Source organism: Pseudoalteromonas sp. H105 (assembly GCF_001469215.1).
Classification (GTDB): Bacteria; Pseudomonadota; Gammaproteobacteria; order Enterobacterales; family Alteromonadaceae; genus Pseudoalteromonas.
The window spans coordinates 320,960-346,208 of record NZ_LOFH01000002.1 but is presented as its reverse complement, the minus strand read 5'-3'; the positions used below and the strand labels follow the sequence as shown (position 1 = coordinate 346,208).

At 40.2% G+C, this 25,249-nt stretch carries 24 protein-coding genes; 11 read left to right on the top strand and 13 right to left on the bottom strand.

The genetic code is table 11. The features are described from left to right. Positions 1-29 precede the first annotated feature (29 nt). Positions 30-263 (bottom strand): hypothetical protein, encoded by a 234-nt coding sequence (locus ATS75_RS05070; protein ID WP_058559344.1) that lies wholly within the window; start codon positions 261-263, stop codon positions 30-32. Positions 264-632: 369 nt separating this feature from the next. Here ATS75_RS05070 and hisG point away from each other — a divergent pair, with 369 nt between their 5' ends. The 11 genes from hisG (at position 633) to ATS75_RS20070 (ending at position 9,567) form a co-directional block, all read left to right on the top strand. Then, positions 633-1,532, top strand: coding sequence for an ATP phosphoribosyltransferase (gene hisG / locus ATS75_RS05065; protein WP_058559343.1), 900 nt, complete (start codon positions 633-635; stop codon positions 1,530-1,532). A gap of 4 nt (positions 1,533-1,536) precedes the next feature. After that, positions 1,537-2,844 carry a histidinol dehydrogenase gene (gene hisD, locus ATS75_RS05060; RefSeq protein ID WP_058559342.1) on the top strand — a complete coding sequence of 436 codons (1,308 nt, stop codon included), beginning with the start codon at positions 1,537-1,539 and terminating at the stop codon, positions 2,842-2,844. After that, positions 2,841-3,926, top strand: a complete 1,086-nt coding sequence (gene hisC, locus ATS75_RS05055; RefSeq protein ID WP_058559341.1) for a histidinol-phosphate transaminase — start codon at positions 2,841-2,843, stop codon at positions 3,924-3,926. The genes hisD and hisC overlap by 4 nt, the downstream gene beginning before the upstream one ends. Continuing rightward, positions 3,923-4,984: a bifunctional histidinol-phosphatase/imidazoleglycerol-phosphate dehydratase HisB gene (hisB, locus tag ATS75_RS05050; protein ID WP_058559340.1), complete on the top strand. Its 1,062-nt coding sequence runs from the start codon at positions 3,923-3,925 to the stop codon at positions 4,982-4,984. Before hisC ends, hisB begins: the two co-directional genes overlap by 4 nt. Further along, the gene (hisH, locus tag ATS75_RS05045) at positions 4,981-5,571 is read left to right on the top strand and encodes an imidazole glycerol phosphate synthase subunit HisH (protein ID WP_058559339.1); all 591 of its coding nucleotides are present in this window, start codon (positions 4,981-4,983) and stop codon (positions 5,569-5,571) included. Before hisB ends, hisH begins: the two co-directional genes overlap by 4 nt. A gap of 34 nt (positions 5,572-5,605) precedes the next feature. Continuing rightward, on the top strand, positions 5,606-6,340 hold the full coding sequence (locus ATS75_RS05040; RefSeq protein ID WP_058559338.1) for a 1-(5-phosphoribosyl)-5-[(5-phosphoribosylamino)methylideneamino] imidazole-4-carboxamide isomerase: 735 nt from the start codon (positions 5,606-5,608) through the stop codon (positions 6,338-6,340). After that, complete coding sequence (gene hisF, locus ATS75_RS05035; RefSeq protein ID WP_058559337.1) at positions 6,322-7,101, top strand: imidazole glycerol phosphate synthase subunit HisF; 780 nt, start codon at positions 6,322-6,324, stop codon at positions 7,099-7,101. The genes ATS75_RS05040 and hisF overlap by 19 nt, the downstream gene beginning before the upstream one ends. Continuing rightward, entirely contained in the window at positions 7,092-7,706 is a 615-nt protein-coding gene (hisIE, locus tag ATS75_RS05030; RefSeq protein ID WP_058559336.1) for a bifunctional phosphoribosyl-AMP cyclohydrolase/phosphoribosyl-ATP diphosphatase HisIE, read from the top strand. The genes hisF and hisIE overlap by 10 nt, the downstream gene beginning before the upstream one ends. A 236-nt stretch (positions 7,707-7,942) precedes the next feature. Next, positions 7,943-8,692: a hypothetical protein gene (locus ATS75_RS05025; protein WP_058559335.1), complete on the top strand. Its 750-nt coding sequence runs from the start codon at positions 7,943-7,945 to the stop codon at positions 8,690-8,692. A 130-nt stretch (positions 8,693-8,822) separates the two neighbouring features. Continuing rightward, the gene (locus tag ATS75_RS05020; RefSeq protein WP_058559334.1) at positions 8,823-9,338 is read left to right on the top strand and encodes a hypothetical protein; all 516 of its coding nucleotides are present in this window, start codon (positions 8,823-8,825) and stop codon (positions 9,336-9,338) included. 55 nt (positions 9,339-9,393) lie between these two features. Then, positions 9,394-9,567, top strand: a complete 174-nt coding sequence (locus ATS75_RS20070) for a DUF1289 domain-containing protein (RefSeq protein ID WP_082665404.1) — start codon at positions 9,394-9,396, stop codon at positions 9,565-9,567. Positions 9,568-9,597: 30 nt separating this feature from the next. On the opposite strand, the gene ATS75_RS05015 is transcribed toward ATS75_RS20070, so the two are convergent. From ATS75_RS05015 to ATS75_RS04970, 12 genes are all read right to left on the bottom strand, one after another. Beyond that, the gene (locus tag ATS75_RS05015; protein WP_235591132.1) at positions 9,598-11,577 is read right to left on the bottom strand and encodes a PAS domain-containing protein; all 1,980 of its coding nucleotides are present in this window, start codon (positions 11,575-11,577) and stop codon (positions 9,598-9,600) included. 32 nt (positions 11,578-11,609) lie between these two features. Further along, on the bottom strand, positions 11,610-12,017 hold the full coding sequence (locus ATS75_RS20590) for a PAS domain-containing protein (RefSeq protein WP_235591131.1): 408 nt from the start codon (positions 12,015-12,017) through the stop codon (positions 11,610-11,612). A 179-nt stretch (positions 12,018-12,196) separates the two neighbouring features. Next, positions 12,197-13,114: an SMP-30/gluconolactonase/LRE family protein gene (locus tag ATS75_RS05010; RefSeq protein ID WP_058559333.1), complete on the bottom strand. Its 918-nt coding sequence runs from the start codon at positions 13,112-13,114 to the stop codon at positions 12,197-12,199. Between the two features lies 1 nt (position 13,115). Then, positions 13,116-15,527, bottom strand: a complete 2,412-nt coding sequence (locus ATS75_RS05005) for a family 20 glycosylhydrolase (protein ID WP_058559332.1) — start codon at positions 15,525-15,527, stop codon at positions 13,116-13,118. Beyond that, positions 15,528-16,340: a PfkB family carbohydrate kinase gene (locus ATS75_RS05000; RefSeq protein WP_235591130.1), complete on the bottom strand. Its 813-nt coding sequence runs from the start codon at positions 16,338-16,340 to the stop codon at positions 15,528-15,530. It lies immediately after the preceding gene. Further along, positions 16,288-16,503, bottom strand: coding sequence for a hypothetical protein (locus ATS75_RS20585; protein ID WP_235591129.1), 216 nt, complete (start codon positions 16,501-16,503; stop codon positions 16,288-16,290). Before ATS75_RS20585 ends, ATS75_RS05000 begins: the two co-directional genes overlap by 53 nt. Next, positions 16,500-17,936, bottom strand: a complete 1,437-nt coding sequence (locus ATS75_RS04995) for a sodium:solute symporter family protein (RefSeq protein ID WP_058559331.1) — start codon at positions 17,934-17,936, stop codon at positions 16,500-16,502. Before ATS75_RS04995 ends, ATS75_RS20585 begins: the two co-directional genes overlap by 4 nt. Positions 17,937-17,955: 19 nt before the next feature. Then, the gene (locus ATS75_RS04990) at positions 17,956-18,342 is read right to left on the bottom strand and encodes a RidA family protein (protein ID WP_058559330.1); all 387 of its coding nucleotides are present in this window, start codon (positions 18,340-18,342) and stop codon (positions 17,956-17,958) included. A 10-nt stretch (positions 18,343-18,352) separates the two neighbouring features. Beyond that, on the bottom strand, positions 18,353-19,819 hold the full coding sequence (locus tag ATS75_RS04985) for an N-acyl-D-amino-acid deacylase family protein (RefSeq protein ID WP_058559329.1): 1,467 nt from the start codon (positions 19,817-19,819) through the stop codon (positions 18,353-18,355). A gap of 4 nt (positions 19,820-19,823) precedes the next feature. Further along, positions 19,824-20,696 (bottom strand): MurR/RpiR family transcriptional regulator, encoded by an 873-nt coding sequence (locus ATS75_RS04980; RefSeq protein ID WP_058559328.1) that lies wholly within the window; start codon positions 20,694-20,696, stop codon positions 19,824-19,826. Between the two features lie 11 nt (positions 20,697-20,707). Continuing rightward, a complete protein-coding gene (locus tag ATS75_RS04975; RefSeq protein ID WP_058559327.1) occupies positions 20,708-21,934 on the bottom strand; it encodes an amino acid deaminase in 1,227 nt (408 codons plus the stop codon). Between the two features lie 80 nt (positions 21,935-22,014). Beyond that, positions 22,015-25,224 carry a TonB-dependent receptor gene (locus ATS75_RS04970; RefSeq protein ID WP_058559326.1) on the bottom strand — a complete coding sequence of 1,070 codons (3,210 nt, stop codon included), beginning with the start codon at positions 25,222-25,224 and terminating at the stop codon, positions 22,015-22,017. Positions 25,225-25,249: the final 25 nt, after the last annotated feature.

The following is a 25,249-nucleotide window of genomic DNA, read 5'->3' as shown; positions in this document are numbered from 1 at the left end:
TTGTGCATTATCTACTATTTTATAAAAGCTTAAGCCCATGTATCGAGGTGCTTTTGACCATATTCATCCGTTGTCACAGCAGTTTCCTGTTTTTTAGGCTGATTTTTTTCTAACATTTTTTTTCGTTCATAAGCGGCTTTCTTTCGCTTTTCGAGCTCTATTTGCGATATTTTAGAGTCCTTTAATCCGGCAATGTAAAATACACCTTTATGCTCGACATCTAAACGAGATATCTTCCCAAGGAAAGGGATCATCATGTCCATACGTACCTCCTATCAACACATTTAGTATCGGCTGTTATACCTTATTCTTTAATTAATTCAAAAAAGACTTGCCAGTGTTTATCAAAATATGTTTTTCTATATATGAGATTTACTTAAACAGATTAATAACTTTTGTCTCTTAGTTGTAAAATATAGCTTTAAAATAAAACGAAAGTTTATAGGATTTATAAAATGCGCTTAAACCTGACAACAGTACACCATCACCACCATTCACCGGAATAACCTGTCAGGTCTTTCGCTGAGAGGTTATTCCTAAAAGGAACCTCTGGCGAATCAACACATAAAGATTCATTTTCGCCCTGAGGTTCCCTCGGGGTTTTTAGTTTTTAAATTAAAGGAAAATGAATAATGAGTAACAGCAACCGTCTACGTATCGCCATTCAAAAAGGTGGCCGCCTTTCAAAAGATTGCCAAGACTTACTAAAACAGTTAGGCGTTAAACTTAATTTACGTGAGCAGCGTTTGATCGCACACTCAACTAATATGCCGATTGACGTACTGCGTGTGCGCGATGACGATATCCCAGGTCTTGTTATGGATGGCGTATGTGACTTAGGAATCGTTGGCGAAAACGTTTTAGTTGAAGTACAAGCAGAACGAGAGCGTCAAGGTGTACCAAGTGAAGTAAATAAACTGTCAAAACTTGATTTTGGATTTTGTCGTTTAGCCCTAGCGTGGCCACAAGAGTTAGGCCCACAAGATAAAAGCTGGTTTGAAGGCAAACGCATTGCCACCACTTACCCAGAAATTCTCACTCAATATCTAAAGCGTGAAGGCATTAACGCAAGCACTGTTATGTTAACAGGTTCGGTTGAAGTGGCCCCCCGTGCAGGCCTTGCTGATGCGATTTGTGATTTAGTATCAACCGGTGCAACCCTTGAAGCAAACGGCTTAATGCAAGGCGATACTATTTTAGAATCAAACGCATGCTTGATTCAAAACAAAGACCTACAAGATGCTGACAAATTAGCACTTATTGAAAAGCTAATGCCACGCTTGCGCGGTGTTAAACAAGCTAAAGAAAGCAAGTACATCATGCTACACGCACCAAAAGATAAGCTTGATGAGATTTGCGACCTTCTCCCTGGGACAGGCCAACCTACGCTTCTTGCTTTAGCGGGTTCTGATGAATATGTAGCACTGCACATGGTGAGCAGCGAAACATTATTTTGGGAAACGATGGAGCAATTAAAAGCGTTAGGTGCAAACTCTATCTTAGTTATGCCAATTGAAAAAATGATGGAGTAACTCAATGCTGTGCTGGAATGAGGTATCCGCAGACGCACAAGCAGCGGCGCTAATGCGCCCTGCTGTTAGTGCGAGTGCGAAAGTAGAAGAAATTTGTCAAACCATTATGGCAAATGTAAAAGAGCAAGGTGATGATGCCTTGCTCGATATGGCAAAGGAATTTGATAATCGCCCAACGCCACGATTATTAGTGCCTGTTGAAGAAATAAATAATGCAGTACAACAACTAAGCCCTGAACTTAAATATGCCATTGATACGGCATATGCCAATGTTAAACGTTTTCACCAAGCACAACTACCAAAAGATATTCAGCTAACTACACAACCTGGTGTGTTGTGCGAGCTCAAATATCAAGCCATTGAAGCGGTGGGTATATATGTGCCAGGTGGCAGCGCACCATTACCTTCTTCTGTGATCATGCAAGGTGTACTGGCTCAATTAAGTGGCGCTAAAACAATTGTTTTAGCTACACCTGTGCAAGGTGATGCGCAAATCAATCCAGCAATTTTATACGCGGCTAAGTTATGCGGAATCAAAACAATCGTCGAAAGTGGCGGCGCCGGTGCAATCGCCGCCATGGCTTATGGTACTGGCTCTGTACCAAAGGTAAATAAAATCTTTGGCCCCGGCAATAGCTTTGTCACTATGGCTAAACAACTAGTTGCACAAACAATACCCGGTATGGCGATAGATATGCCTGCGGGGCCGTCTGAGGTTTTAGTGATCGCAGATGAGCGCGCAAACCCTGAGTTTATTGCAGCTGATTTATTATCGCAGGCTGAGCACGGTGCTGACTCTCAAGTTATTTTACTGAGTAATAGTGAATTAACCATCGAGCGCACACAACAAGCAATCGAACGCCAACTAGCTAAACTATCGCGCCAAGATATCGCAGCACAAGCATTGGCCAACTCATCATTGATATTTGTTGATTCAATTGACCAAGCATTTGATGTGTCTGCGCAATATGGCCCTGAACATTTAATTCTGCAATTAGCCGATGCTAATCCTTATTTAGCTAAAGTTAACAATGCAGGCTCTGTGTTTGTTGGTGATTATACACCTGAGTCAGCGGGTGACTATGCCTCTGGTACTAATCACGTATTACCAACTTACGGTTATAGTGCAACGTATTCTAGCTTAAATTTGCTCGACTTTTTTCGTACATATACAGTACAAACAATTACCCAAAATGGCTTAAAAGACTTATCAAAAGCAATATTACCACTGGCAGATGCTGAAGGACTCGATGCACATGCCAATGCAGTGAAGGTACGTTTAGAGGCTATTTCTAAAGAGAATGAACTATGAGTAATAATGCGTTATTACCCGACAATATTGATGCATTAGCAGCTTACAGCTCCGCTAAAAGTGAAAAACTAACAGGCACCACTTGGCTTAATGCTAATGAAAGTCCGTATGTGAAAAACATTGATATTAATATTGATGATTTAAATCGCTATCCAGATCCTCAACCAGCTAACGTTATTAATCGCTATGCAGTGTATGCAGAACTTGGCACCGAGCAAGTATTAATGACCCGTGGTGCAGATGAAGGCATTGAGTTACTGGTACGCACATACTGTGAACCAGCTAAAGACAGCATCGCGTTATTTTTACCCACTTACGGTATGTATAAAGTGACAGCCGATACCCACAATGTCGCTATTAACGGTTTAAGCCAAGCACTGCTGTTAGAAGGTTCAGTAAATGACATAGTGAGCGCGGTTGGCGACTCTAAGCTGGTCTTTATTTGTAATCCAAATAACCCAACAGGTAGTTTAACTTCGCTGGATAAAATTAAAGCCATTGCTACAGCCCTTGAAGGTAAAGCGCTGGTTATTGTTGATGAGGCCTACATTGAGTTTTGCCCAGAGCAAAGTGCCAGTAAACTAATCAACGACTACGCAAATGTTGTTGTGCTTCGTACGCTATCTAAAGCATTTGCGTTAGCTGGTTTGCGCACAGGCTTTACACTGGCACAAGAAACGGTGTTATTACCGATTCGTAAAGTTATTGCACCGTATCCGGTATCAACAGTGGTTGCAAGTATTGCAGCTAGTGCCCTAAGCCCTGATGCGATTACCTCAATGCGCCGTCAAGTGAACATTTTAAATGCCTTAAAAGAAAAACTTAAACAGTGGCTTAATGCCTCACCTGCGGTATTAAACGTGCTAAGCGGTGAAGGTAACTTTGTTACCCTAAAGCTTGCCAATAAAAACAGTTTTAATATTGCCCTAGAGCAAGGTTTAGTAATGCGAGCATTTACCTTGTATGGTGAAAACGATTGGCTACGTATTTCTATCGGCAGTGAGCAAGAGTTAGAACAAGTTAAAATCTGGTTAGATGGCCTAAGCCAATCAACCGCGAAAAAAGAGCAGGAAGTATCATGAGTAACCCCTATTTATTTATCGACCGTGACGGCACTATCATTTCAGAGCCTGTTACTGATAAACAAGTCGATAGCCTTGAAAAACTAGAATTTTTACCTAATGTGATCCCTGCCCTTTTGCAGCTGCAAGGTGCAGGTTTCCGCTTAGTGATGGTATCAAACCAAGATGGCTTAGGAACAGACAGCTTCCCAACAGCTGATTTTGATATCGCTCAAGATAAAATGATGGATATTTTATCAAGCCAAGGGATTAAGTTTGACGACGTACTAATTTGCCCTCACTTTGATGAGCAAAATTGCGATTGCCGAAAACCTAAAACGGGGCTACTCACCGAACTTATGCGCTCTGGTAAAGTCGATTTAGGTCGCTCTTTTGTGATTGGCGACCGCCAAACAGATATTGGTTTGGCGCAAAACTTATGCTGTGAAGGTATTTTGTATGACGGCGATTGGAACGCTATTGTTACCAAACTCACTACAGCCGACCGTAAAGGTCGTGTTACCCGCAACACCAAAGAAACGCAAATTGATGTCAAACTCAATTTAGACCAGAGTAAAAACGGTGAAATAAGCACTGGCCTTGGCTTTTTTGATCACATGCTGGATCAAATTCGCACTCATGCAAACATCGGCCTTGATATTCAAGCTAAAGGTGACTTACACATCGATGAGCATCACTTAGTTGAAGACATTGGTATTGCGCTCGGCATTGCTTTAAAAGAAGCCCTAGGCACAAAATCGCAAATTGCCCGTTATGGGTTTGCGCTGCCAATGGATGAATGCAAAGCAGAAGCACAAATTGACTTATCTGGGCGTGCCTCATTTGTATTAAATGCCAACTTTAGCCGTGAAAAAGCCGGTGATTTAGACGTACAAATGGTTGAGCACTTCTTTAAAAGCTTAAGTGATAACGCCGCCGTGAGTTTAATCTTATCGGTTAGCGACGGTAACTGCCATCACCAAGTTGAAGGGTTGTTTAAAGCATTCTCTCGTGCATTACGCATGGCGATTGCAGCCGATGCAAGCCAACAAACAGCCAGCTCTAAGGGGTGTTTATGATTGCCATCATCAATACCGGTTGTGCCAATATAAATTCAGTACGTTTTGCCTTTGAACGCCTTGGCGAAACGCCAGAGGTTATCACCTCACCTGAGCAACTGAAAAACTTTGAGCGCGCTATTTTACCGGGTGTTGGTCATGCATCCGTTGCTATGAAGCGCTTAGTTGAAGGTGGTTGGCAACAAGCGATTAATGAATACCAACGCCCACTTATGGGTATTTGTTTAGGCATGCAGTTGTTATGCGACAGCACTGAAGAAGGTAATGTGCAATGTTTAGGTAAAATCCCTGGGCAAGTTAAAGCGCTGGATGTCGGTAATTTAACATCACCCCATATGGGCTGGAACAACTTAACGCTTAATCGCGAACATGCATTAACTAAAGGCCTTGATGTAAACGACCAAGTATATTTTGTGCATAGTTTTGCTCACACCGTTAACGACGCAACACTGGTTAGCGGCGAATACGGACAAACGTTCTCAGCAATTGTAGCCAACGACAATTACGCGGGGATGCAATTTCACCCTGAGCGAAGTGCAAAAGTCGGCACGCGGTTATTACAAAACTTTTTAGACTGGCAGCTATAAGCTACTGGCAAACAAAATTAAAAGAGAATTTAACGTGATTATTCCAGCATTAGATGTATTACAAAATCAGATCGTGCGTTTATATCAAGGCAAATACGATACCGCACAATTTTACCCGTTTGAACTTGGCGCACGATTACAAGAATATGCGCAAAGCGGCGCAGGTAAATTACACCTGGTTGATTTAGAAGGCGCACGCGATCCAAGTAAAAAGCAATGGCAGCATATTCAAGCCGCAACGAAAGCACTGAACGTACCCTATCAAGTGGGCGGCGGTATTCGCACTGAACAAGACGTAAGCGATTGGCTAAACGCCGGTGCAAATCAGGTTGTCATAGGTTCAATGGCGGTTGAAAAGCGCGATGAAGTGAAAGGCTGGATTGAAAAATTTGGCGCTAAACATTTTGTGATTGCGCTTGATGTCAATAAAACTGACAGCGGCTGGGCACCTGCGACTCACGGCTGGTTAAGTGAATCAGAGTTTGGTTTGTTTGAACTCATCGATTTTTATGTTGCCCTTGGCGTGATTGACTTTTTATGTACGGACATCAGTAAGGACGGCACCATGACCGGCCCTTCATTTACGCTATACCAAGATTTAGCAAATCACAACAGCGCTATAAAAGTACAAGCATCGGGCGGCGTAAGTTCACTTGATGATATTAAAAAGCTCAAAGAGCTGGGTGTTGGCGGTGTTATTTTAGGTAAGTCACTGCTTGATGGTGCATTTAATGTTGAGGAGGCGTTGGCATGTTATCAAAACGCATAATCCCGTGTTTAGATGTAAAAGATGGCCAAGTAGTCAAAGGTGTTAAATTTAAAGGGCACGAAATTGTTGGCGATATTCTTACTCTTGCCCAAGCTTACAGTGAAGCAGGCGCAGACGAACTGGTTTTTTATGAAATCAGCGCAAGCGTTGAAAAACGCTTACTCGATGTAAATTGGGTTGAAAGTATTGCTCGCCACATTGATATTCCATTTTGTGTAGCCGGTGGTATTAAATCTGTCGCTGATGCAGCCCGCGTACTTGAACGTGGCGCCGATAAAATCAGTATCAACAGCCCTGCTATTGCACGCCCTGAACTTATCAAAGAGTTACACGATGAATTTGGTAAGCAATGTGTGGTGGTTGGCATTGATAGCTTTTATGATGAAGTCACTGGCGAATACTTAGTGTATCAGCTCACGGGCGATCCTAATGCATCAAGCCGTACACGCTACAAAACCGAGGAATGGGTTAAACGCGTGCAAGACTTAGGCGCAGGTGAAATCGTACTCAACTGCATGAACCAAGACGGTGTACGTAACGGCTACGATAACCAACAGTTATCTAAAATGCGCGCGTTGTGTGATATTCCCTTGATTGCTTCAGGTGGCGCGGGAACCATGCAAGATTTTGTTGATGTATTTAAGCAAAGCCAAGTTGATGGCGCACTGGCAGCGAGTGTTTTTCACAAAAACGTGATAAACATTGGCGAATTAAAACAATACCTAACAGATAACCAAGTGGCGGCACGACTATGCAACTAACCAAAGAAAACCTAACTCAAGTTGATTTTGCAAAAAGCGAATTGATCCCCGCCATTGTACAAGATGCCCGTACTGGGGTTATTTTAATGCAAGGCTTTATGAATCAAGAATCCCTTGACGTCACTTTTGAAAAACAAAAAGTCACATTTTACTCGCGCTCAAAAAACCGTTTATGGACCAAAGGTGAAACCTCTGAAAATTACTTAGAAGTGGTGTCATTGCATACTGATTGCGATTACGATTCAATCTTAGTACTTGCAAACCCACTGGGCCCAACCTGTCACTTAGGCACGCAAAGCTGCTTTGGTGATGCAGCAAAACCAGGCCTTAGCTTTTTAGCCCAACTTGAGCAAGTAATTGTCGAGCGTAAAAACGATGACCCAGAAAAAAGCTACACCGCTTCACTTTTTGCTAAAGACTTAAGCCGCAGCTGCCAAAAGGTCGGTGAAGAAGGCGTTGAAGTCGCCCTTGCCGCGATGAAGCATGATAATGATGAACTAACCAACGAATCTGCCGATTTGTTATATCACTTAATCGTGTTACTGCAGCGCCAAGGCCTTGAACTAAAAGATGTGGTTGCCTGTTTGCAAGGTAGGCATAAGTAAAAATAAAGCAAATTAAAGCGTTGAGCACCACTCAGCGCTTTTGATTCGCTATTCGATATATAAAATTTATATTCCATATTCACGCATTTACCAACCAGGTTTACGACTGATTAACTAAATTACATTTATCATCAAACTCCCTACATAACATTTTAAAATTAATTCAAATAGCTTTAAACCTTTTTACCTTTGTATGCGACTAAACTAAAAACAGACACATATATGAAGGAATACGAATGTTAAATACAATCTCACGTGCAACATTACTGCTTGCAGGATTACTCTCTACTCAGGCACTTGCATGGAGTAATGATATGTCCTTGCAAAAGACTAAACAGCTCACCTTAACACACTCACAATTAACGACCCTTGCTGTTCAAAGTGGCGCTGGGTTTCTTAATATCATGGGAAGCAACACTGATACCGTTACAGTAAAAGCAGAGATTTATCAAAATGAACCTCATGATGATTATTGCCTATCATTAGACCAAAACGCGCAAATAGCGCAATTAATTGCGAACAACTGTGATACTAACTCCTCTTCAAACTATAAAAATCAAACGCGTATCGATTTGACTGTATCTGTTCCTTCATCGTTTAAGCTAAATATAAAAGATGGTTCTGGTGAAATAAATATCAATAATACAGCTGACACAGCCATCCGTGACGGATCAGGAAAAATAGTAGTGAGCATGATTAACGGTTCTTTGACTATCGAAGATGGTTCTGGGGCAATTGATGTAGCAAACATAAAAGGCAACGTTAACATAAATGATGGTTCAGGTAGCATAGACCTAGTAAAAAGTACCGGTGATGTAAGCATTCACGATGGGTCTGGTAGTATTGATGTTGAAGATACCTCAGGCTCAGTTACTATCACGGATGGCTCGGGTGGCATATACGTTAATAAAGCAAAAAGCTTTACCTTGCTTGCTGATGGTTCGGGTAGAGTAAAAGTCAAAAATGTAGAAAATACCAAACTATAAATTTTGTGCGATATATATAAGCTAAGGGCTTTGCTATTTTATTTTTGTCTCTTTAATAGCAATTTTTCAAGCCCTTAGGTATCCTTTAGCTAATAACTATAGAATTGCTATTATAAAAGGATAGCGCATTATGAAAAAGTTTTTATCGGTAGTAGCATTCTCCGCTGTTACTCTATCAGGCTGCACAAGTTTATCGCCTGAACAACGAGCAACTATTGATACAATGACACCTTGCGAAAAAATCACTGGCTTACTAAATGCATACGATAATCGTTTCGAAGGGCTAAAGCGTACCCGTGTCAACACGAAATACATGGAAACCTGGACTGCAAAATATAACTTAGTAGGTAATGACTGCCAAATCACAGCTCTTGATAAAGATACCGTAACCTACCGCTGTCAAGATGAGTATAACGAACAGAGTCAAGCCATCGCACTTCACCAAAAAGCAGTTGGTTTTACTCGTGAATGCTTAGCAGCCAATAACTGGTATGAACAGCAAAAAGAATCTGCGAAGTCACTTCGAACTACGTTTGTATTGGATGAGGCAACACCTGTTATCTCGATTCATACTGGTAAAACAATGTCTCGCTCAAAACCATGGTCTACCTCATTAGAAATAGGTAAACCGGTTGAATCAAAATAGTACTAATTCTGAACCGTAAAGCCAGTTTTTACTGGCTTTAAGCACACTTAAAACTATGACAAATAAAAGCAGTACACCAAAATATAAAACAGACTGTATTGGCCAGTGCCATCGATTAAAAGGCTATTGCACTGGATGCGGGCGCTCCAGCGACGAAATTTTTGACTGGATTATATTAACGCCTCAAGAAAAAGAAAAAATATTAAATACACCCAGAAAAGATCTATAAAAAACGCGGCCTATTTTTTTCAATTTCCTTTTACTGGTAGGCCATTAACGTCCCATAAAGAGTAGACAATTCAATTGGTTTTGGAACATGTGCAGTAAATCCAATTTCTATATATCGACGAACGTCTTCAACCATTACATTGGCGGTTAATGCGATAACAGGAATACAATGTTCATTGAGTGCTTTAATTGACGTAAAGGCTTCTACACCATCCATAATCGGCATATGGATATCCATTAAAACTAAATCGAAAGTACTTTTTGTGAAGGCATCAACAGCAAGTGCCCCATTCTCAACGGTGACCAGCTCTGCCTCAGTTTCTTTTAGCATTGTATTAATTAGCATTTGATTTATCATATTATCTTCAGCAATTAATATACGTTTACCTTTCAGATTTGGCGGTGTGAGTGATTTAATTTGCACATTTTTTGCGGTTTTTTTAGATTTCTCTAATGGTAAAATAACATCGATTACAGTGCCTTGCTCTGCTTCGCTGCTTAATTCGATTGTACCGTTCATAAGTTTAACTAAACTGACGGTAATAGACATTCCCAACCCTGTGCCACCATATTTACGTGTTGTCGAGGTATCCGCTTGCGAAAAGCGTTCAAAGATAATTCTTTGAGCCTCTTCATTCATACCGATCCCTGAATCCGCAACTTTAAAATGGATTGCTTGCTGGTTATTGTAATTCACACACTTTACGCCTATTTTAACACCGCCTTGATGGGTAAACTTCACAGCATTCGATGCCAAATTTAAGATAATTTGCTTTACTCTAACTAAATCGCCAACCCAGTTATCGTGGAATTTTTCATCAATGACAACTTCAAAATTGATGCCTTTATTACTGATCAAAGCGTCTAAATCATATTTTACGGAATCTAGAATACCCACAATAGACAATGCCGCTTTCTCTAATTCAATTTTATTTGATTCTACTTTTGAGTAATCCAAAATATCATTAATGATAGTGAGTAAACTCTTTGCGGATGAGGTAGCATTAGCCAGTATTTTTCTTAGATCAGTTGATAAACTCGTATTTTCGAGTAATTGCAAGCCACCTAAAATTGCATTCATTGGCGTCCGTATTTCATGACTCATATTTGCCAAAAAGTCACTTTTGCTTTTAGATGCATTTTCGGCCTCGATCCTCGCATTTTCTGATATTTCTATTGCTTTCACTTTCTCTGTTACATCATAATTTACACCTATCACCTTTAAAGGCTTACCAGAATCATCCCTTATAATTTTCGCACTGGCTTTTAATGTTCTAATGTCACTATTTGGGAGCACAATTCTAAACTCAGGCTCGTACTCCGACTTCCCTTCAATTGCAGACTGTAATTGTGAACTTGCAAACTCAAGATCATCAGGGTGAACAGCATTTGCCCACCCTTCATATACTTGAGGAAATTGCTCTTGTGAGATGCCATAAAGTTTAAACATCAAATCATCCCAAATGAGTTCATTTTTTATTAGATCCCATTCCCATACACCTATTTGAGCAGACGTATTGGCCAATTGAATTCTTAATGCTAGTGAATCTGCTTTTTCTATTGCATCTAATAATTGCTGTTCTGTATTTTTTTGTTCTGATGTATCTTGTACAACTGACCAAATAGAATCATCGCCATTGTCATCTGTTACTTTAATACCAGAAAGACGTACGGGAAATGCAGATCCATTTTTATGAATATACTCCTTCTCATAAGGGCCATATCTCCCATTGCTAATTAGGTTTAATAGTTGCTTTTCTTCTTGTTCTTTATATTTATTTGGCGTGATTTTCCAATAATCAATCGCATTGATTTCATCGACCGTATACCCAGTAATATAACTAAATTCATTATTCACATAATGAAATGCACCATCTTTCAAAGAGTTCACCGCAATACCAACGGGGGCTAGATTGACAAAGCTCTCAAATTTTATTTTTTCTTTTTGATACGCCGCTTTGTAGTGCTTTATATTGGAGTGTGCAGTTTCTAACTGATCTTTAACTTCCATTAAATCAGAGATATCTCTTCCGATCGCCAGTATTAAGTTCTTATCCTGTATTTGTACTGCACGACTAGGCAAGGAAACTCAGTACCATCAATTTTAGAGTGCGTCCATTGAAATAACTGTGGCCCTTCAGAGTGAGCTTTTTCGACATACCTATTAGCTAATTCTCCAGAAGATTTACCACATGGTTGTATAGGTGGTGAGATGTCTGATGGGGATAAATTTAAGAAGTTATTCTTACTCTCAACGCCATGCATCTTGATTGCTGAATCATTGCATTGAATAAACTTTCCTGAGCTCAAATCGATGATTGATAGAGCATCACCTGAGACCTCAAATAGCGTTTTATATTTGTCTCTTTCAAATGAGACTTTTGCTAATTGCTCTCTTAAGTGAAGATTTTCTTTTTCTAAATCACACTGATTTTTACTAGACATAACCATGCTGATTTATGAATAATGGTTCCTTTATAAACCATTAGTATAAATCAAATTATAATCACTTTTCTCAACACGTCTAGTTATTGAACAAGTAATCACGCTTAGGGTTCATAAACAACATTTCCAAAAATCATTATTTCTTCCCTCATGGTCTAGTGGTTGAATCTTGGTTCAACAGAACTTTAAAAAATACGACCTGCAGATCCTAAAGAAACAACCTCTATAGCGCCCCGCTTTTGCATGGTAATATACAAAACTCTATCATTTTCGCCCCCAAACGCTACATTCGTCGGAAATTGTCCATTAAGTTTAATGGTATCAATTAACTTGCCTTGTGGTGAAACAACCGCAATTTGTCCAGCGCCATAGCGGGCAATATAAATGTTTCCCTGCTTATCTGTGCGCATACCATCCATACCAAAGTCAGGGAAACTTATAAGCAACTGTTTATTTGATACATTGCCAAGGTCATCTAAATCATAACGCCAAACATTTCGTTGCACACTTTCATTTACATATAATGTTTTATTATCAGGACTCACCTCGATACCATTGGTTGTGCCCATGTTTGACTCAAGTAAGGTTACAATGCCGTCTTGATCAATTCGCCATAAATTGCCCGTGCCATTTGCCCAATTTGGATCACTGGCAAATAAAATACCATTATCCATAATTGCTAGATCATTCGGTTGATTCATCTTGTTTTCATGGGCAAACACCTGCACTGAGTCAGACACATCCCCCCCATATTTAAGGGCTGATACCGGCACTTTTAAAATATTGTGATTTACATAATCAGCAATATACATATTACCCTTACCATCAAATCGAATACCGTTACCGATTGAACCATTTTTTAACGTCAGTAAGGTATCAACCTTATTCTTGCCTACAACTCTTCCAATGGTGCCCTGTTGTTGATAATTAACAGCATATAAAACCCCATTTTTATCAACAGCAGGCCCTTCAACGCCTTGTGTAAATATACCGTCACTAATATAGTCCTCTGACACATATGAAATATCAGACTTTTTATTCTCACCTGCAATTACACTAACGGCACAACTAAGTAGTAAACTAGATATAATTATCGCTTTCATTTTATTCCTTATCCTGCGAAGAAACGCAGTGTAAATATAAATCTCGAACTGGGTAAATACCGGCTAGCACAAGCTCATCTGTCAAAGACTGTAATGACAGCAGCTCATCCCCTATGTTTTTGTCCGCCTTGCTGCTTTTGCACACCTCAAGAACAATTTTAAAGTGTGTTAAAAACAGCGTTAACTTGTCAAAAACAGGTTGAAGTGGTTTCAATCGCTTGCTTTTACTCAGCAAACCATGCTCAAGAGCTAATGCCTGTTCCCATGATAAAAGTTGTTTATATATGTTTTCAGCTGCTTTTTTATTACCCGCCTTAAATGCGTTTACCTGTTGTTTTAAATAGCGTATTTGCTTACTTTCTACTGCTAAAAAGTCAACATATGAATCAAGTGACGCATTTTGATGATATTTATCGTTTAAAAATTTAATATGATGGCGAGTATAATAATGACTAGGTTCTAGTAACTGCGACATTGTGTTCAGTAAATTTAACGTCTTTCTTTGCTTATGCTTCGTAAGCTTGCTGTCTATTAGCGCCTTAAACCCAGATTGTTGCTGTTTTGCGTGTGCTAGATTAATGACCTTATGTGTAAAACCGTTAATTCTTTCTAATCGTTCATACATAGATTCTGGATTATTTACTTGCACTTGTGACCACAAACGCTCAGAAATGGCAAATAGCCTTGGCCATATTCGTAAATCAATATTATCTTCGGTTACCATTTCACTCCAAATCGTGGCCTCAGCCCCTAAAATTGAGGTTTCCTGTGTTTTTGACAATGGTTCTGTAATAGTAACAGGTGCTGGTAATAACACGTCTTTAGTAGTGATCGGGTATCGGCTATTACCAATCAATACAAAACCTGTATTTTTAATAAAGTTAAATTCGAAAGTTAGTGGTCCCATCCAACTATCTAATTGAGCTGATAAATGTTGAGTAGGAGATAACTGGGTTGTCTTCACAGCCAGTTGATGGTGATTATTATTTAATTTAATCAACAGTTGCGATCCTAATAACAGCAGCTCCCCTTGAATAGCTTTGCCTTTTAATCGTTCTATAACGAACTGTTTTGCGATTCTTTTAGGCTGCGTTAAATCAATTCTAGGGGAAAGCAAAAGAGGGTCATTACGATAGTGGTAATCTGTATACTGTGGTTGATCAATATAAAACCCCGTTGACAACAAACCTTGGTAGCCAGCTTTAGCAACGGCGTTTAATGAATCGTGCCCTCGCCAGGATTGCACCACAATGTTATTTGATAGGTTGGGATGAAATATTTCGTCCCAACCTACCATTACTCGTTGATGTTTAGCGATGATGGGCTGAACTTTACTATTAAAATAACTTTGCAGATCAGCACCTGATTGCAGCATAGATTGCTGCATCAAGTTTTTGATTTTTACATCTTCTAGCCAATGCGCAGGGTCAACTTCATCACCCCCGATATGAAAGTAACGTTCAGGAAATAAAGTCACCATTTCGCCAACCAACGTATCGATAAACTCATACACTTCTGGATTCGCAATATCGAGTAAAGGTTTAAAAACTCCCCAGTGGCGCTCCATTTCATAGAGCTTATTTTTTGTCATTAATTTAGGATAAGCCACCGCTATTGCACTGGCGTGACCAGGCATACCAATTTCAGGTAACACCCTAATCCCAAGCAAGCTGGCATACTGAACTACTTCTTTAATCTCTTGTTGGCTATAGTAGTTTCCATCTGATGCTGTTGCTGTCAAACGTGGATATTTTTTACTTTCAACTCGCCAGCCTTGATCGTCCGTCAAATGCCAGTGAAATACGTTAAGCTTTGCCGCCGCCATACCATCTAGCTGACGTTTCATTGTTTGCAGTGATAAAAAATGTCGTGCGCTGTCTATTAATAAACCACGCCAAGCAAAACGTGGATCATCATCGATACTGAGTGTTGGGAAAGAGATCCCTTTTTTTTCTCTGCGAGCTTCGCCGGTATTAGCAAGCTGTATTAATGTAGTCAGTGCATGTTGAGCACCAAATACCGTCATTGCCTGTATATTCACGTCGCTGTTATTAATTAACAGAGTATAACTTTCATCTTCACCGAACTGAGGTACAAGTAAGGCCAGCTCAGGCTGATGTATATTAATTTTTATATCAGCAAGTTCTTTACTGCCCTGTAATATTTTTATACTACTTTGGTTTATTCTTGATAAATGTAATTGCAAACGCTGTAACTGAAATTCTTCTCGCTGTTGACTCATCCCCTCGATATACACAGATAAAGTTGAACCGAGACTGAGCTCAGCGCCATGTTGAATAATGTGTTTAGGCATGGGCATAAGGGGCAATTCTGAACGAGGATGAACCGAGCTAAAAGCCAGACTTGAAAATAGTAAACTAAATAAAATAAATATAAACTTGCTGCAACGCATTTAACTTTCCTCATTAGTAAAATCTATGAGCACGTTTTTAGGAATAAGTGCACCATGGTATTGAATCACCATACCAGCAAGGCGATGGGCAAACTTAACCGACTCTTCATAATCGTTAGCGTTTAGACTAGCGGCTAAAAACCCCGCTGCAAAAGCATCACCTGCTGCTGTTGTGTCGGTAATTTTGCTACTAGCTATAACTTTTGGTGAGATTCGTAATACAGTGTTAAACCCTATATTTGCAACAATACATGGGTCACTTCCACATCGGATAACTAAAGTCTCGGGGTGGTTAGATTGACTAAAATGATACTGTATAATTTCATCTACATTTGTAGTTCCATACACGCTGTATTCATCTTCATCGGTTAAAAAAACAAACTCTGCTAGGGCCATTATCTTTTTAAACCAGCCTTTAGCCTCAAAGGAAGTCCATAACGCAGAACGGTAATTATTATCGAAAATAATTATTCCACCGCGTTGTTTAAATTGCATCAGCGTTTGAATCAACAGTTCTCTTTGTGCATCACATAAAACCGCTAGGCTTATCCCCGAAAGGTAAATTGCATCAAACGCATTTTCTCTCAGTGCCTCCAACAAAGCAGGATGTTGCTTAATGTATTGTTTAATCGGGCTATCACAACGGTCGAAATCAAAATGGCGTTCACCGCGATTATCAAGTTTGACCCAGTATTGCCCCAAACTCATACCTGTTCGAGTCGCTATAAATTTTGTTTTTATACCTGAATATTTTAGTAAATCACTCAACTCGCAACTTGCAACTTGCAAGGTCATCACCAATAGCTGTTGCATAATAAATAGCTAGAATAGAATCAGGTTTAATCAATTGGGCCAAATACCAAGCAGTATTAAAAGTATCACCCGCAAAGCCAGTATCGCCATTTGCACGATTCTCCACCATGCACTCACCAAAAAACACGATACTTTTTATATTTGTTAAATGTGCGTAATTCATTGTAACCGCTCGTTTTCTTGACACTGTGAATAAACAGTTTCTCGGCCTTTAGTAAGAAAACTTATTGCAATACCTAATAACAAGGCAGTAAGACATGATGGGATGATCGGATTACCAAAAAATAGCGCCCACTGATGATTTACCCCCACCAGCACTCCCGCTAGAGCGCCTCCCAATAAAGTTGCTGTAGCACCTTGCCAAGTGTAATCAGACCAAAATCGTCCTAAAATACCCATCACACAAAGACCACTCATTAAAATAGAAATCATTTTGGTGATATAACTGACAATATCGTCAGACCAAAGAGCCAGTAACAGAGCTATAATAATCGTCCCTAACATAGCTAGACGAGAAAACAGCAACTGTTTAGCCTCACTATGCACATCGCTGTGAGCCTTGCTGAATATATCGCTGATTAATACACTGACTCCTGCGATTGCATCTGAGCTGGCACTGGATAAGGTGGCTGAAATACCGGCTAACAAAATAAACCCGCCTAAGTAAACAGGCAAAACATGCAATGCAATATAAGGAAAAGCATAGGCGGCACTATCTAACGCGCTATTCATTAGGTAGGCGCTTGTACCTATTAAAGCAGGTAGCAGTGCAAAAAATAAATACAGAATACCCGATAGAATGAATGAGCGGCGAATCGTTTTAACACTATCAGCAGCATATATTCGCTGACGAAAAGATGGCGTAGCCAAGACGCCAACTAACACAGCTAAAAACATTGATATAGCAGGCAGTAAGCCGACATTTTTATAAGAAAAAACACCTTGTTTAGCAACTAGTTCACTGTTGTTTAAGGTACTTAACCCGCCAACATTTTCAAGTGAAAAATAGGCCATCAACACAAAACCAATAAATAATATGATAGCTTGTAAAGAATCTGTCCATACAACCGCTGAGTAACCACCTAATATAATAAAAACTGCAAGTCCAGCTCCTATTAATAATTTGGCTTGCGTAATACTCAGCTCTGTTAACCAAGATAAATACATACCACCACCTATAAGGTGAGCGCCAAGCCAACCTATGCTTGCAGCATAGATAACAACCGCTAAAATTTGTTTGACCCACTTATGGTTACCCACGTAACTTGCCAGCTCTTCACTCATCGTTGAGAATACTTGATCACGAGCAGGTGCGAACAACCACGCTAGCAGTAAAATACCCACAGCACCGCCAACACCATATAAAGCGCCAGCCCAACCATTTTCATATGCAAACCCTACAGCTCCCATCGAGGAGCCTGTGCCTACCATAGTAGCAACCGTCGTACCAAGCGTAAGAAAAAGGGGCACTTTACGTCCGGCCAATAAATAATCGCTCGCATTCTTTTGCTTACGTGATACCAACCAACTAATTAAAATCATAATCAGTAAGTATGTAAAAAAAGCCAGCAGATAATAGGATTGACTAGCAAACATACGTTCTCCCCGGGGTGTGTTAGCTATTTTTGTAACAGGTCACATCAACCTCAACTTTGCAGTCGACGACTAAATCTGCAACCATACAAATTCGCGCTGGCGGATGAGCACCAAAAAACTCCGCAAATACCTTGTTAAAAGACTGAAAATATCGAGCATCAGTGAGTACAACAGAAACATGAGTCACATGCTCTAGTCCGTAACCTGCTTCAGCCATAATTGCAATGCAGTTCTCTATTGCTAAACGTGACTGAGGAACGATCCCCCCTTCTACTATTTCACCATCTTTCATCGGTGTTTGACCTGACACTTTAAGCCAACCACCTGCTTCTACAGCACGCGAAAAAGGTAAATGTTGGCCACCCGTTCCCTTTCCACCTTCAGCACCTATTCTTGTTATTGTCATACGTTCCTCATTAACTAAAATTATGTCGATTCAAAAATTGCCCAGCTCGACCAAATCCTGAATACTCAGTTGCGTTATTACTTGATTGGTAGCTTATAACCCCATTTACCCATACCATTTCTATTCCGCTCGCTTTATATTGAGGTTTGCTATAAGTTGCGTTATCTATAATTTTTTCTGGATCGAATAAAACCAGATCTGCAAAAAAACCGACCTTAATTTTGCCACGTTTGCATAATTTAAAATGCTCAGCTGGTAGCGCTGTCATTTTGTGTAAAGCAAGATTTAATGAAAGCAATTTTTCATCGCGACAATAATGACCCAGTACGCGAGGGAATGTCCCCCACAACCTTGGATGTGGGTGTGGATCACACGGTAAACCATCCGAACCAATCATGCTGTGTTCGTAACCCAAAAATGTTTTCACATCAGATTCCAACATACAGTGATAAACAGCGCCGGCTGGCTGTATACGTGAAGCGGCTTCAAGTAGTGAGACATCCCACTGCTTTGCAATATCACTCAAACTTTGCTGCGCCATATCAGGAAACGATTTAGACCATGTAATGAAGATCTCTGTATCGTCGTTGACTTGTTTTAAGTCTAAAGTGCTTGAACTCGCAGAATAAGGGTAACAATCGCAACCTATATGCTGGTGCTGCTTTTGTTGTTCAAAGTGCGCAAGCACTTCTTTTGAACGTCCCCAGTTTTCTTGTCCTGCGCATTTTATATGCGAAATGACTAAAGGTAGTTTGGCCTGTTTAGCGGTAGCAAATGCTTCATCCATAGCATTTATAATTCCCTGAAATTCACTGCGCAAATGGGTGGTATAAAGCCCATCAAATGGCGTAACAACCTTAGCCAACTCATTAATTTCACACTCACTGGCCTCTTTAGCATTGTAATACGCAAGCCCTGTACTTAAACCAAGCGCTCCTTGTTGCATCGCAACGGCCAACAAGCTTTTCATTTCATTTATTTCACTTGACGTTGCTTCTTGCTCTAACTTATCCATCACTTGCGCACGTAAACTAATGTGGCCTATTAACATTGCTAAGTTCACACTGGGTTTCACCTTGGCAAATGCTTTTTTATAACTTAGCATATCGGGATAAACAAACTCACTTTGCCCACCAAGTAAGTTAATAGGATCACGCACTGCACTGACAGCAGTTGTTGGTACAGCGCTAATGCCACAATTACCAGCAATTACTGTGGTCACCCCCTGACTTAACTTGGCTGGTACTGATGGGTTTCTGAGCACTTCGAGATCATCATGGGTATGAACATCAATAAACCCTGGCGCTAAAATCAAACCTTGCGCGGGGATAATGTTTCTCGTGTCTATATTTAGGTTTTTTCCTATAGCTAAAATATACTCGTCCTTTATCGCAACATCGAGCTGCTCTATTGGGCTTTCTTTATCAATAAAGACCCGAGCTCCTTGAATAATAAAATCGGCTGATGTGTTTTTCACGTGTTTAATCCCCTAGCGGAAAACGCTTATCGGCAGGTGGCATATTGCTATTTTTGTCTCGATGTTGATCCAGTTGAATTTTCAAGCGACGTAACTTCTCTTTTGAGCGACGCTGATTTCTCATTGCCACTTCACTTGAAAGAATGTCCAAAGCTGCCATCATTACGTACCTTGCGGCACTTGGTTTGAAAATATAATCACTTTCCTGTGTTTTAATAGGCAATTGAAAATCAGCGAGTGCTGAAAGTTCACTATCAGGACAAATGGTAATAATCACAGCCCCATATTCTTTCGCTATTTTGGCAGCATCCATCACATCGGGGGAAACGCCACTGAGAGATAAACAAATGACTACATCTCCCTTATTTACTGTTGAGGCAGCCATGCGCATCATCATAGGGTCACTATAGGCATTAGAAAGTACATCGAGTCGAAAAAAGCGGTTTTGGCATTCTTGAGCTAACATACTACTGCCTCCACCAACCCCAAAAATTAAACAATGCCTAGCATGACAAACAGCATCACTGGCTTGCTCAACAATTGCTTCATCAATGGCTCCAGCATTCAATTCTAAAATTTCATGAATAGATGTATATACGTGGGATAGTTGTTTTTTTTCAATGATTTCAGGAGTAGTAAAACGCTCTCCAATCGCCGCAGATTGGGTTAACCTAAATTTTAGATCACGGACATTTTCGCAGCCTAAGCTTCGAGCTAGTCGAGTGATGCTGGCATGACTCACTTTTGCCTTGTCTGCTAATTCATTGATTGAAGCAGTTGCTGAAAAATTCAAATCAGACAAAATCAATCTGGCCACTTTATCTTCTGCTGGACTAAAGTGTCCAAGGCCTTCTTTAATTTTACTTATTATATCCATGAGAAACCTTTCTAGAATTGAGTTGAAACGGTCTTAGTGATAACCCATTTACCTTCAACAACACCTATTTGACGCCATTTATCGAATGTTAAACAAGGATGAGACGTCGAAAAATTCATCATATCTCCCACCCGAAGCGTTTGTTCGTCTGGGTAACGTAACATACAATGTTGGTCCATTATTTTTTCAATTTTGAATCCATTATTAACTTTCGATAATTGCCCTGTTTTAATAGAGTAAATAAGCTCTGCTGTTGGAAAACCTGCATCAAACGCCACATCACGTTTGCCCATACCAATAATTGCAAGGCCAGGCTCAGGTATTGATAAGACATACGCCCAAATACTCAAACTATTTTCTAACTCGCCAGTGATATCACAGGCTACCTGACTTCTCGTTATTATTGCCTGCTGCGCCTGCTGATAAATGCCAGTGTCATGGATCAGATAGCAACCGGGTCTAAGTATAATGTCGAAATTGTCCGAGCATGTGTTGTCATAAAGCGTTTTGGCTACAATGTCGTACCATGCTGAACCAGCTCCGGTGATAATAGGTTTTTTTGTATTATAGCGGTTTTGAACTTGTAGTTTTTTTGCAAGGGAACTCACCTCATCAACAAAAACCTTTACTTGCTGAGCTGGGTTTTCACCGCCTATAACCCCCTCATAAAAAGCAATACCCATTAATTTTAGGTTGGGAAATTGCTCACAGGTTGCAACTAAACTTGATATTTCTTTTGCTGAACGCAAGCCACAACGCCCACCTTTTATACCAACTTCTAATAAAATATTAACGCTCAAATTACGCTCAGCAAAAAACTCACCTATGTCTATTAAGTTGTCTATTGAGTCTGCAAAACAATAAAACTCAATTGCGCTACTTTCTAACCATTTACCTATTTGATCAAAATGAAATTTACCGACCAATTGATTTGCCATAATCACACGTGTAATACCTGCTTCAAATGCACTTATAACTTGCGGCACCGTAGCTAAAGTCATCCCCCATGCACCTGCGTCTAGTTGCATCTTAAACAAGTCTGTCGACATGGTTGTTTTACCATGTGGAGCAAGCAACATGTTATGTTTAGCGGTAAAGTCTGCCATCCACTTTGCATTCTTCTTAATTTTGTCTTGTTTAATAACAGCCACTGGCAAACTAACTTGTTCTTTTAATATATTCCAACCAGTTTGCTGTAATTGCTTTATACAGCCACTTCCTTTAATCAATTCAGGCATTTTTATCCTTATTATTAACAACCGCAGTTATAAAATAAATTTGTCAGCTCTGGTAATTAACAGAGCTGACAAGCATAGAGTTAGAAATTAGCTCTGACACTTAACGCAAAACGTCTGTCTGTTGTAAAGTTTAAAGCTTGAGTTTTGGTGCCCGCTTGATCCATTTGATATCGAGTTTTTGTTTCGGTATCTAATAAGTTACTTGCTTCAAGTCCTACTTTCCAATGATCATTAATGCTGTAGTAAATGCTCGCATCCATCATGCCTGATGCCTCAGCATATGCTGGAACATATTCTTCAGATTCACGAAGTGTGAGTAGATACTCTGAGCGCCATGTGTAAGCAACACGCATTGATATTTTGTCGTATTCGTACATCCCGACTAAATTCATGTTCTTATCAGAATAACCTTGCAGAGGTAATCCACTGAAAACACGGAATGTATTACGGGTATCAGTGATCGGATCGCCGTTTTCATCAAACGCTAATGTACCCGTAGATACTTCATTTGGATCTTCCAGCCCATCCTGATCGATTAAGGTAAAGTTAAATTGTAACCCTAAACCACTCCAAGCACCTGGCAGCATGTCATAAAATTGTGAGTATGAAAATTCAGCACCCTGTATTGTGCCTGACCCTGTATTAGCCGGACCATAGGCAGAAATATCGTACTGCTCACTATTAAAGGTTCGATCTAAATTGAATGCCCTGTTACGAATAATATTGTCCAATTTCTTATGGAATAAACCAACAGTGACATAACCTGCTTCCGCAAAGTACCATTCAGTGGTTAGATCTGTATTAATAGACTCTTCCGGCTCTATGTTAGGGTTACCCGAAAGCGCCGTTACTTCAATATCGTCAATTCCCACCACAGGGTTGTTTACTTCATCATAATCAGCGCCAGGCGTTTGTAATCTTCGCGTATAGTCTAAATTGATAATGCTTATATTTCTGGCATCCATCAAGTTGGGATAGAACAAGGCTTTTGATGCGCCAAAACGTACGACAACGTCTTCAGATACACCAAAACTAAGGTTTAAGCTTGGTAGAATTGTACTGTAGTCTGTGCCATCCACTGTGCTTAACGTTGATTCACCATTAGCAAGATCATAGTAACGTTTGTATTCGTCCTGCTGCATAACCGTATTTAATGAAGTCCCTTCTTCACCTCGTTTAATCGTTGCTGGTTGTACAATAGCGCCGGTCGATTGCAGTTTATAATTAACATAACGTAAGCCCACATTACCCACTATTGGCATATCGTTAAACTCGAAATCGAAGTCTCCTCGCACATAAAACTCGGTACGTTTTTCATTACTTGAACTTATATTATGGGCTGCAAATGGACCATCTACACGGTCAGCTTTGTCCTCATAAGGCACATAGGTGCCAGTACACACGCCATTATTTGCCGCGCTGTTTGTTGCATTATGCCATCCGTCTTTACAACCTTGGCGCAGAGAATTTGCATAGTCTTTAACAAGAGACATTTTAGGGAATAAAAAGTTATTTACATCTCCAAGTAATACTTGCCCATTGTAATAATCTGAAAAATCAACTCGTTCAAATAGCTCTGGACGATTCACTGCAGCGGCGGCATTACGGTCATCTTGCACCCAAGGGGTACCAATTGCTGACCACCCTTCATAAGCCGTGTCTCTTACAGTAAGATCTTTATCTGACATATAAGCACCAGCACTGACACTGGTAAAGTTACCATCTAATTCATATTTAAAATCAATTTTATAGCTATCAGCTTCGGCCGTATTGTGCTCAACTTGCTCCATACCACTGCCCAAAAATAAGTTAGGTACGGGCCCATTCCAATCTTCATTTGGTGACCAACCCGCTGTCATTATGTTATCACTTAAAAATTCAACGGTTGGTCTGCTATTACGCATATCTAAAAAGTAAGGAGATACAACATGCACATGATTACCGCGTGTTTGACCTGACATACTGTAGTTTTGAACATGTTTATCTGAGTCTATCATTTGATAGTCAAGGTCAATTGTTAACCTATCAACAGGCTTTAAAGTCAATTTAAATGAGGTGTCATTGACTGTATTTTCATTGTAATTCCAACGACTACGGTAAAAAAATGGGGTCTCAGGGCTGACACCTAAAGCAACACCTGAAGTGACAAAGTTATCACTCGTCGTTAGCGGGTATCCATTAGCAGCATCATCTTGCCAATTCTGAGAGGACCCCATGAATCCCTTAAATCCCTGTGCAGCCTGACCTATTTGACGTTCATTCCACTCTAAAGATGCTTTCGAACGAATATGCTCAATTGTTGCAACGATTGTTTCATCATCATTTGCCCATTGTAATGATGACGTTAGACCTTGGCGTTTACGGTCGTTATCTGCAGTACTCATATGGATGGCAACAGGAACATGCCAGATACTACCCGCTGGCTGATTAGGAAGCGCTGGACCATCCACGGGTGAAGAAGGGTCGACCCCTGTAATGCCGCCCCATTGATCAAGCGTTGGGATAAAAGCATCACCTCGTGAATGAAAATTACCTAAGCCAACACCATCCCCACGGGTTTTAAACTCAGATTGTGAAGCGGCAATTAAAAATCCAAACTTACCTGAATTAGTTTCCCACGTATCAGAGAATAAAGCAGAAAAAGAAGGTGTTACTTCTTCTCTAAAATCAGCATAGTTTGCTTTTGCATTGACAGAAATGAGTTGCTTATCAGAGTCAAAAGGCTTTCGTGTTAACAAATTAACTGTGCCTGAAATACCCCCAGAGATCAAATCAGCAGTTTGGTTTTTTACCACTTCAACTGCACCAAGTAATTCTGCAGGGAAGTCTTCATAACTTAGACCTCCACTTGCGTTGGCACTAAATGCGTCACGACCATTTACTTCTGAACGAACTCTGTCTAGGCCACGTACTAATACGCCTGTTCCCTCATCTGCGTAATGTTTAGGATCATCCGAAGAAGCGAACCGCTCAATCGTTACACCAGGTACACGCTGTAAAGCTTCTGTCACCGATTTGTCAGGCAGTGCGCCAATATCAGAGGCGGTAATAACATCTTTAACTGTATCAGCGAATCGCTTAAGATTTTGCGCGCTGTTAATGCTTCCACGAATACCGCTAACTTCGATGACCTCTATATCTTCATTCTTTTTGGCAGCGCTGTCATTTTCAGCCAAAGCAAAAGATGAAACAAATAGTGGGCTTAACCCCATCAACGCATAAGTAACAGCAAGGCTTAGCCTTGTTCGTTTGGTCTGATTTTTTCCTGTATCGATGACTAGTTTTGACATTTTTATAATCTCTTCATTTTCATAA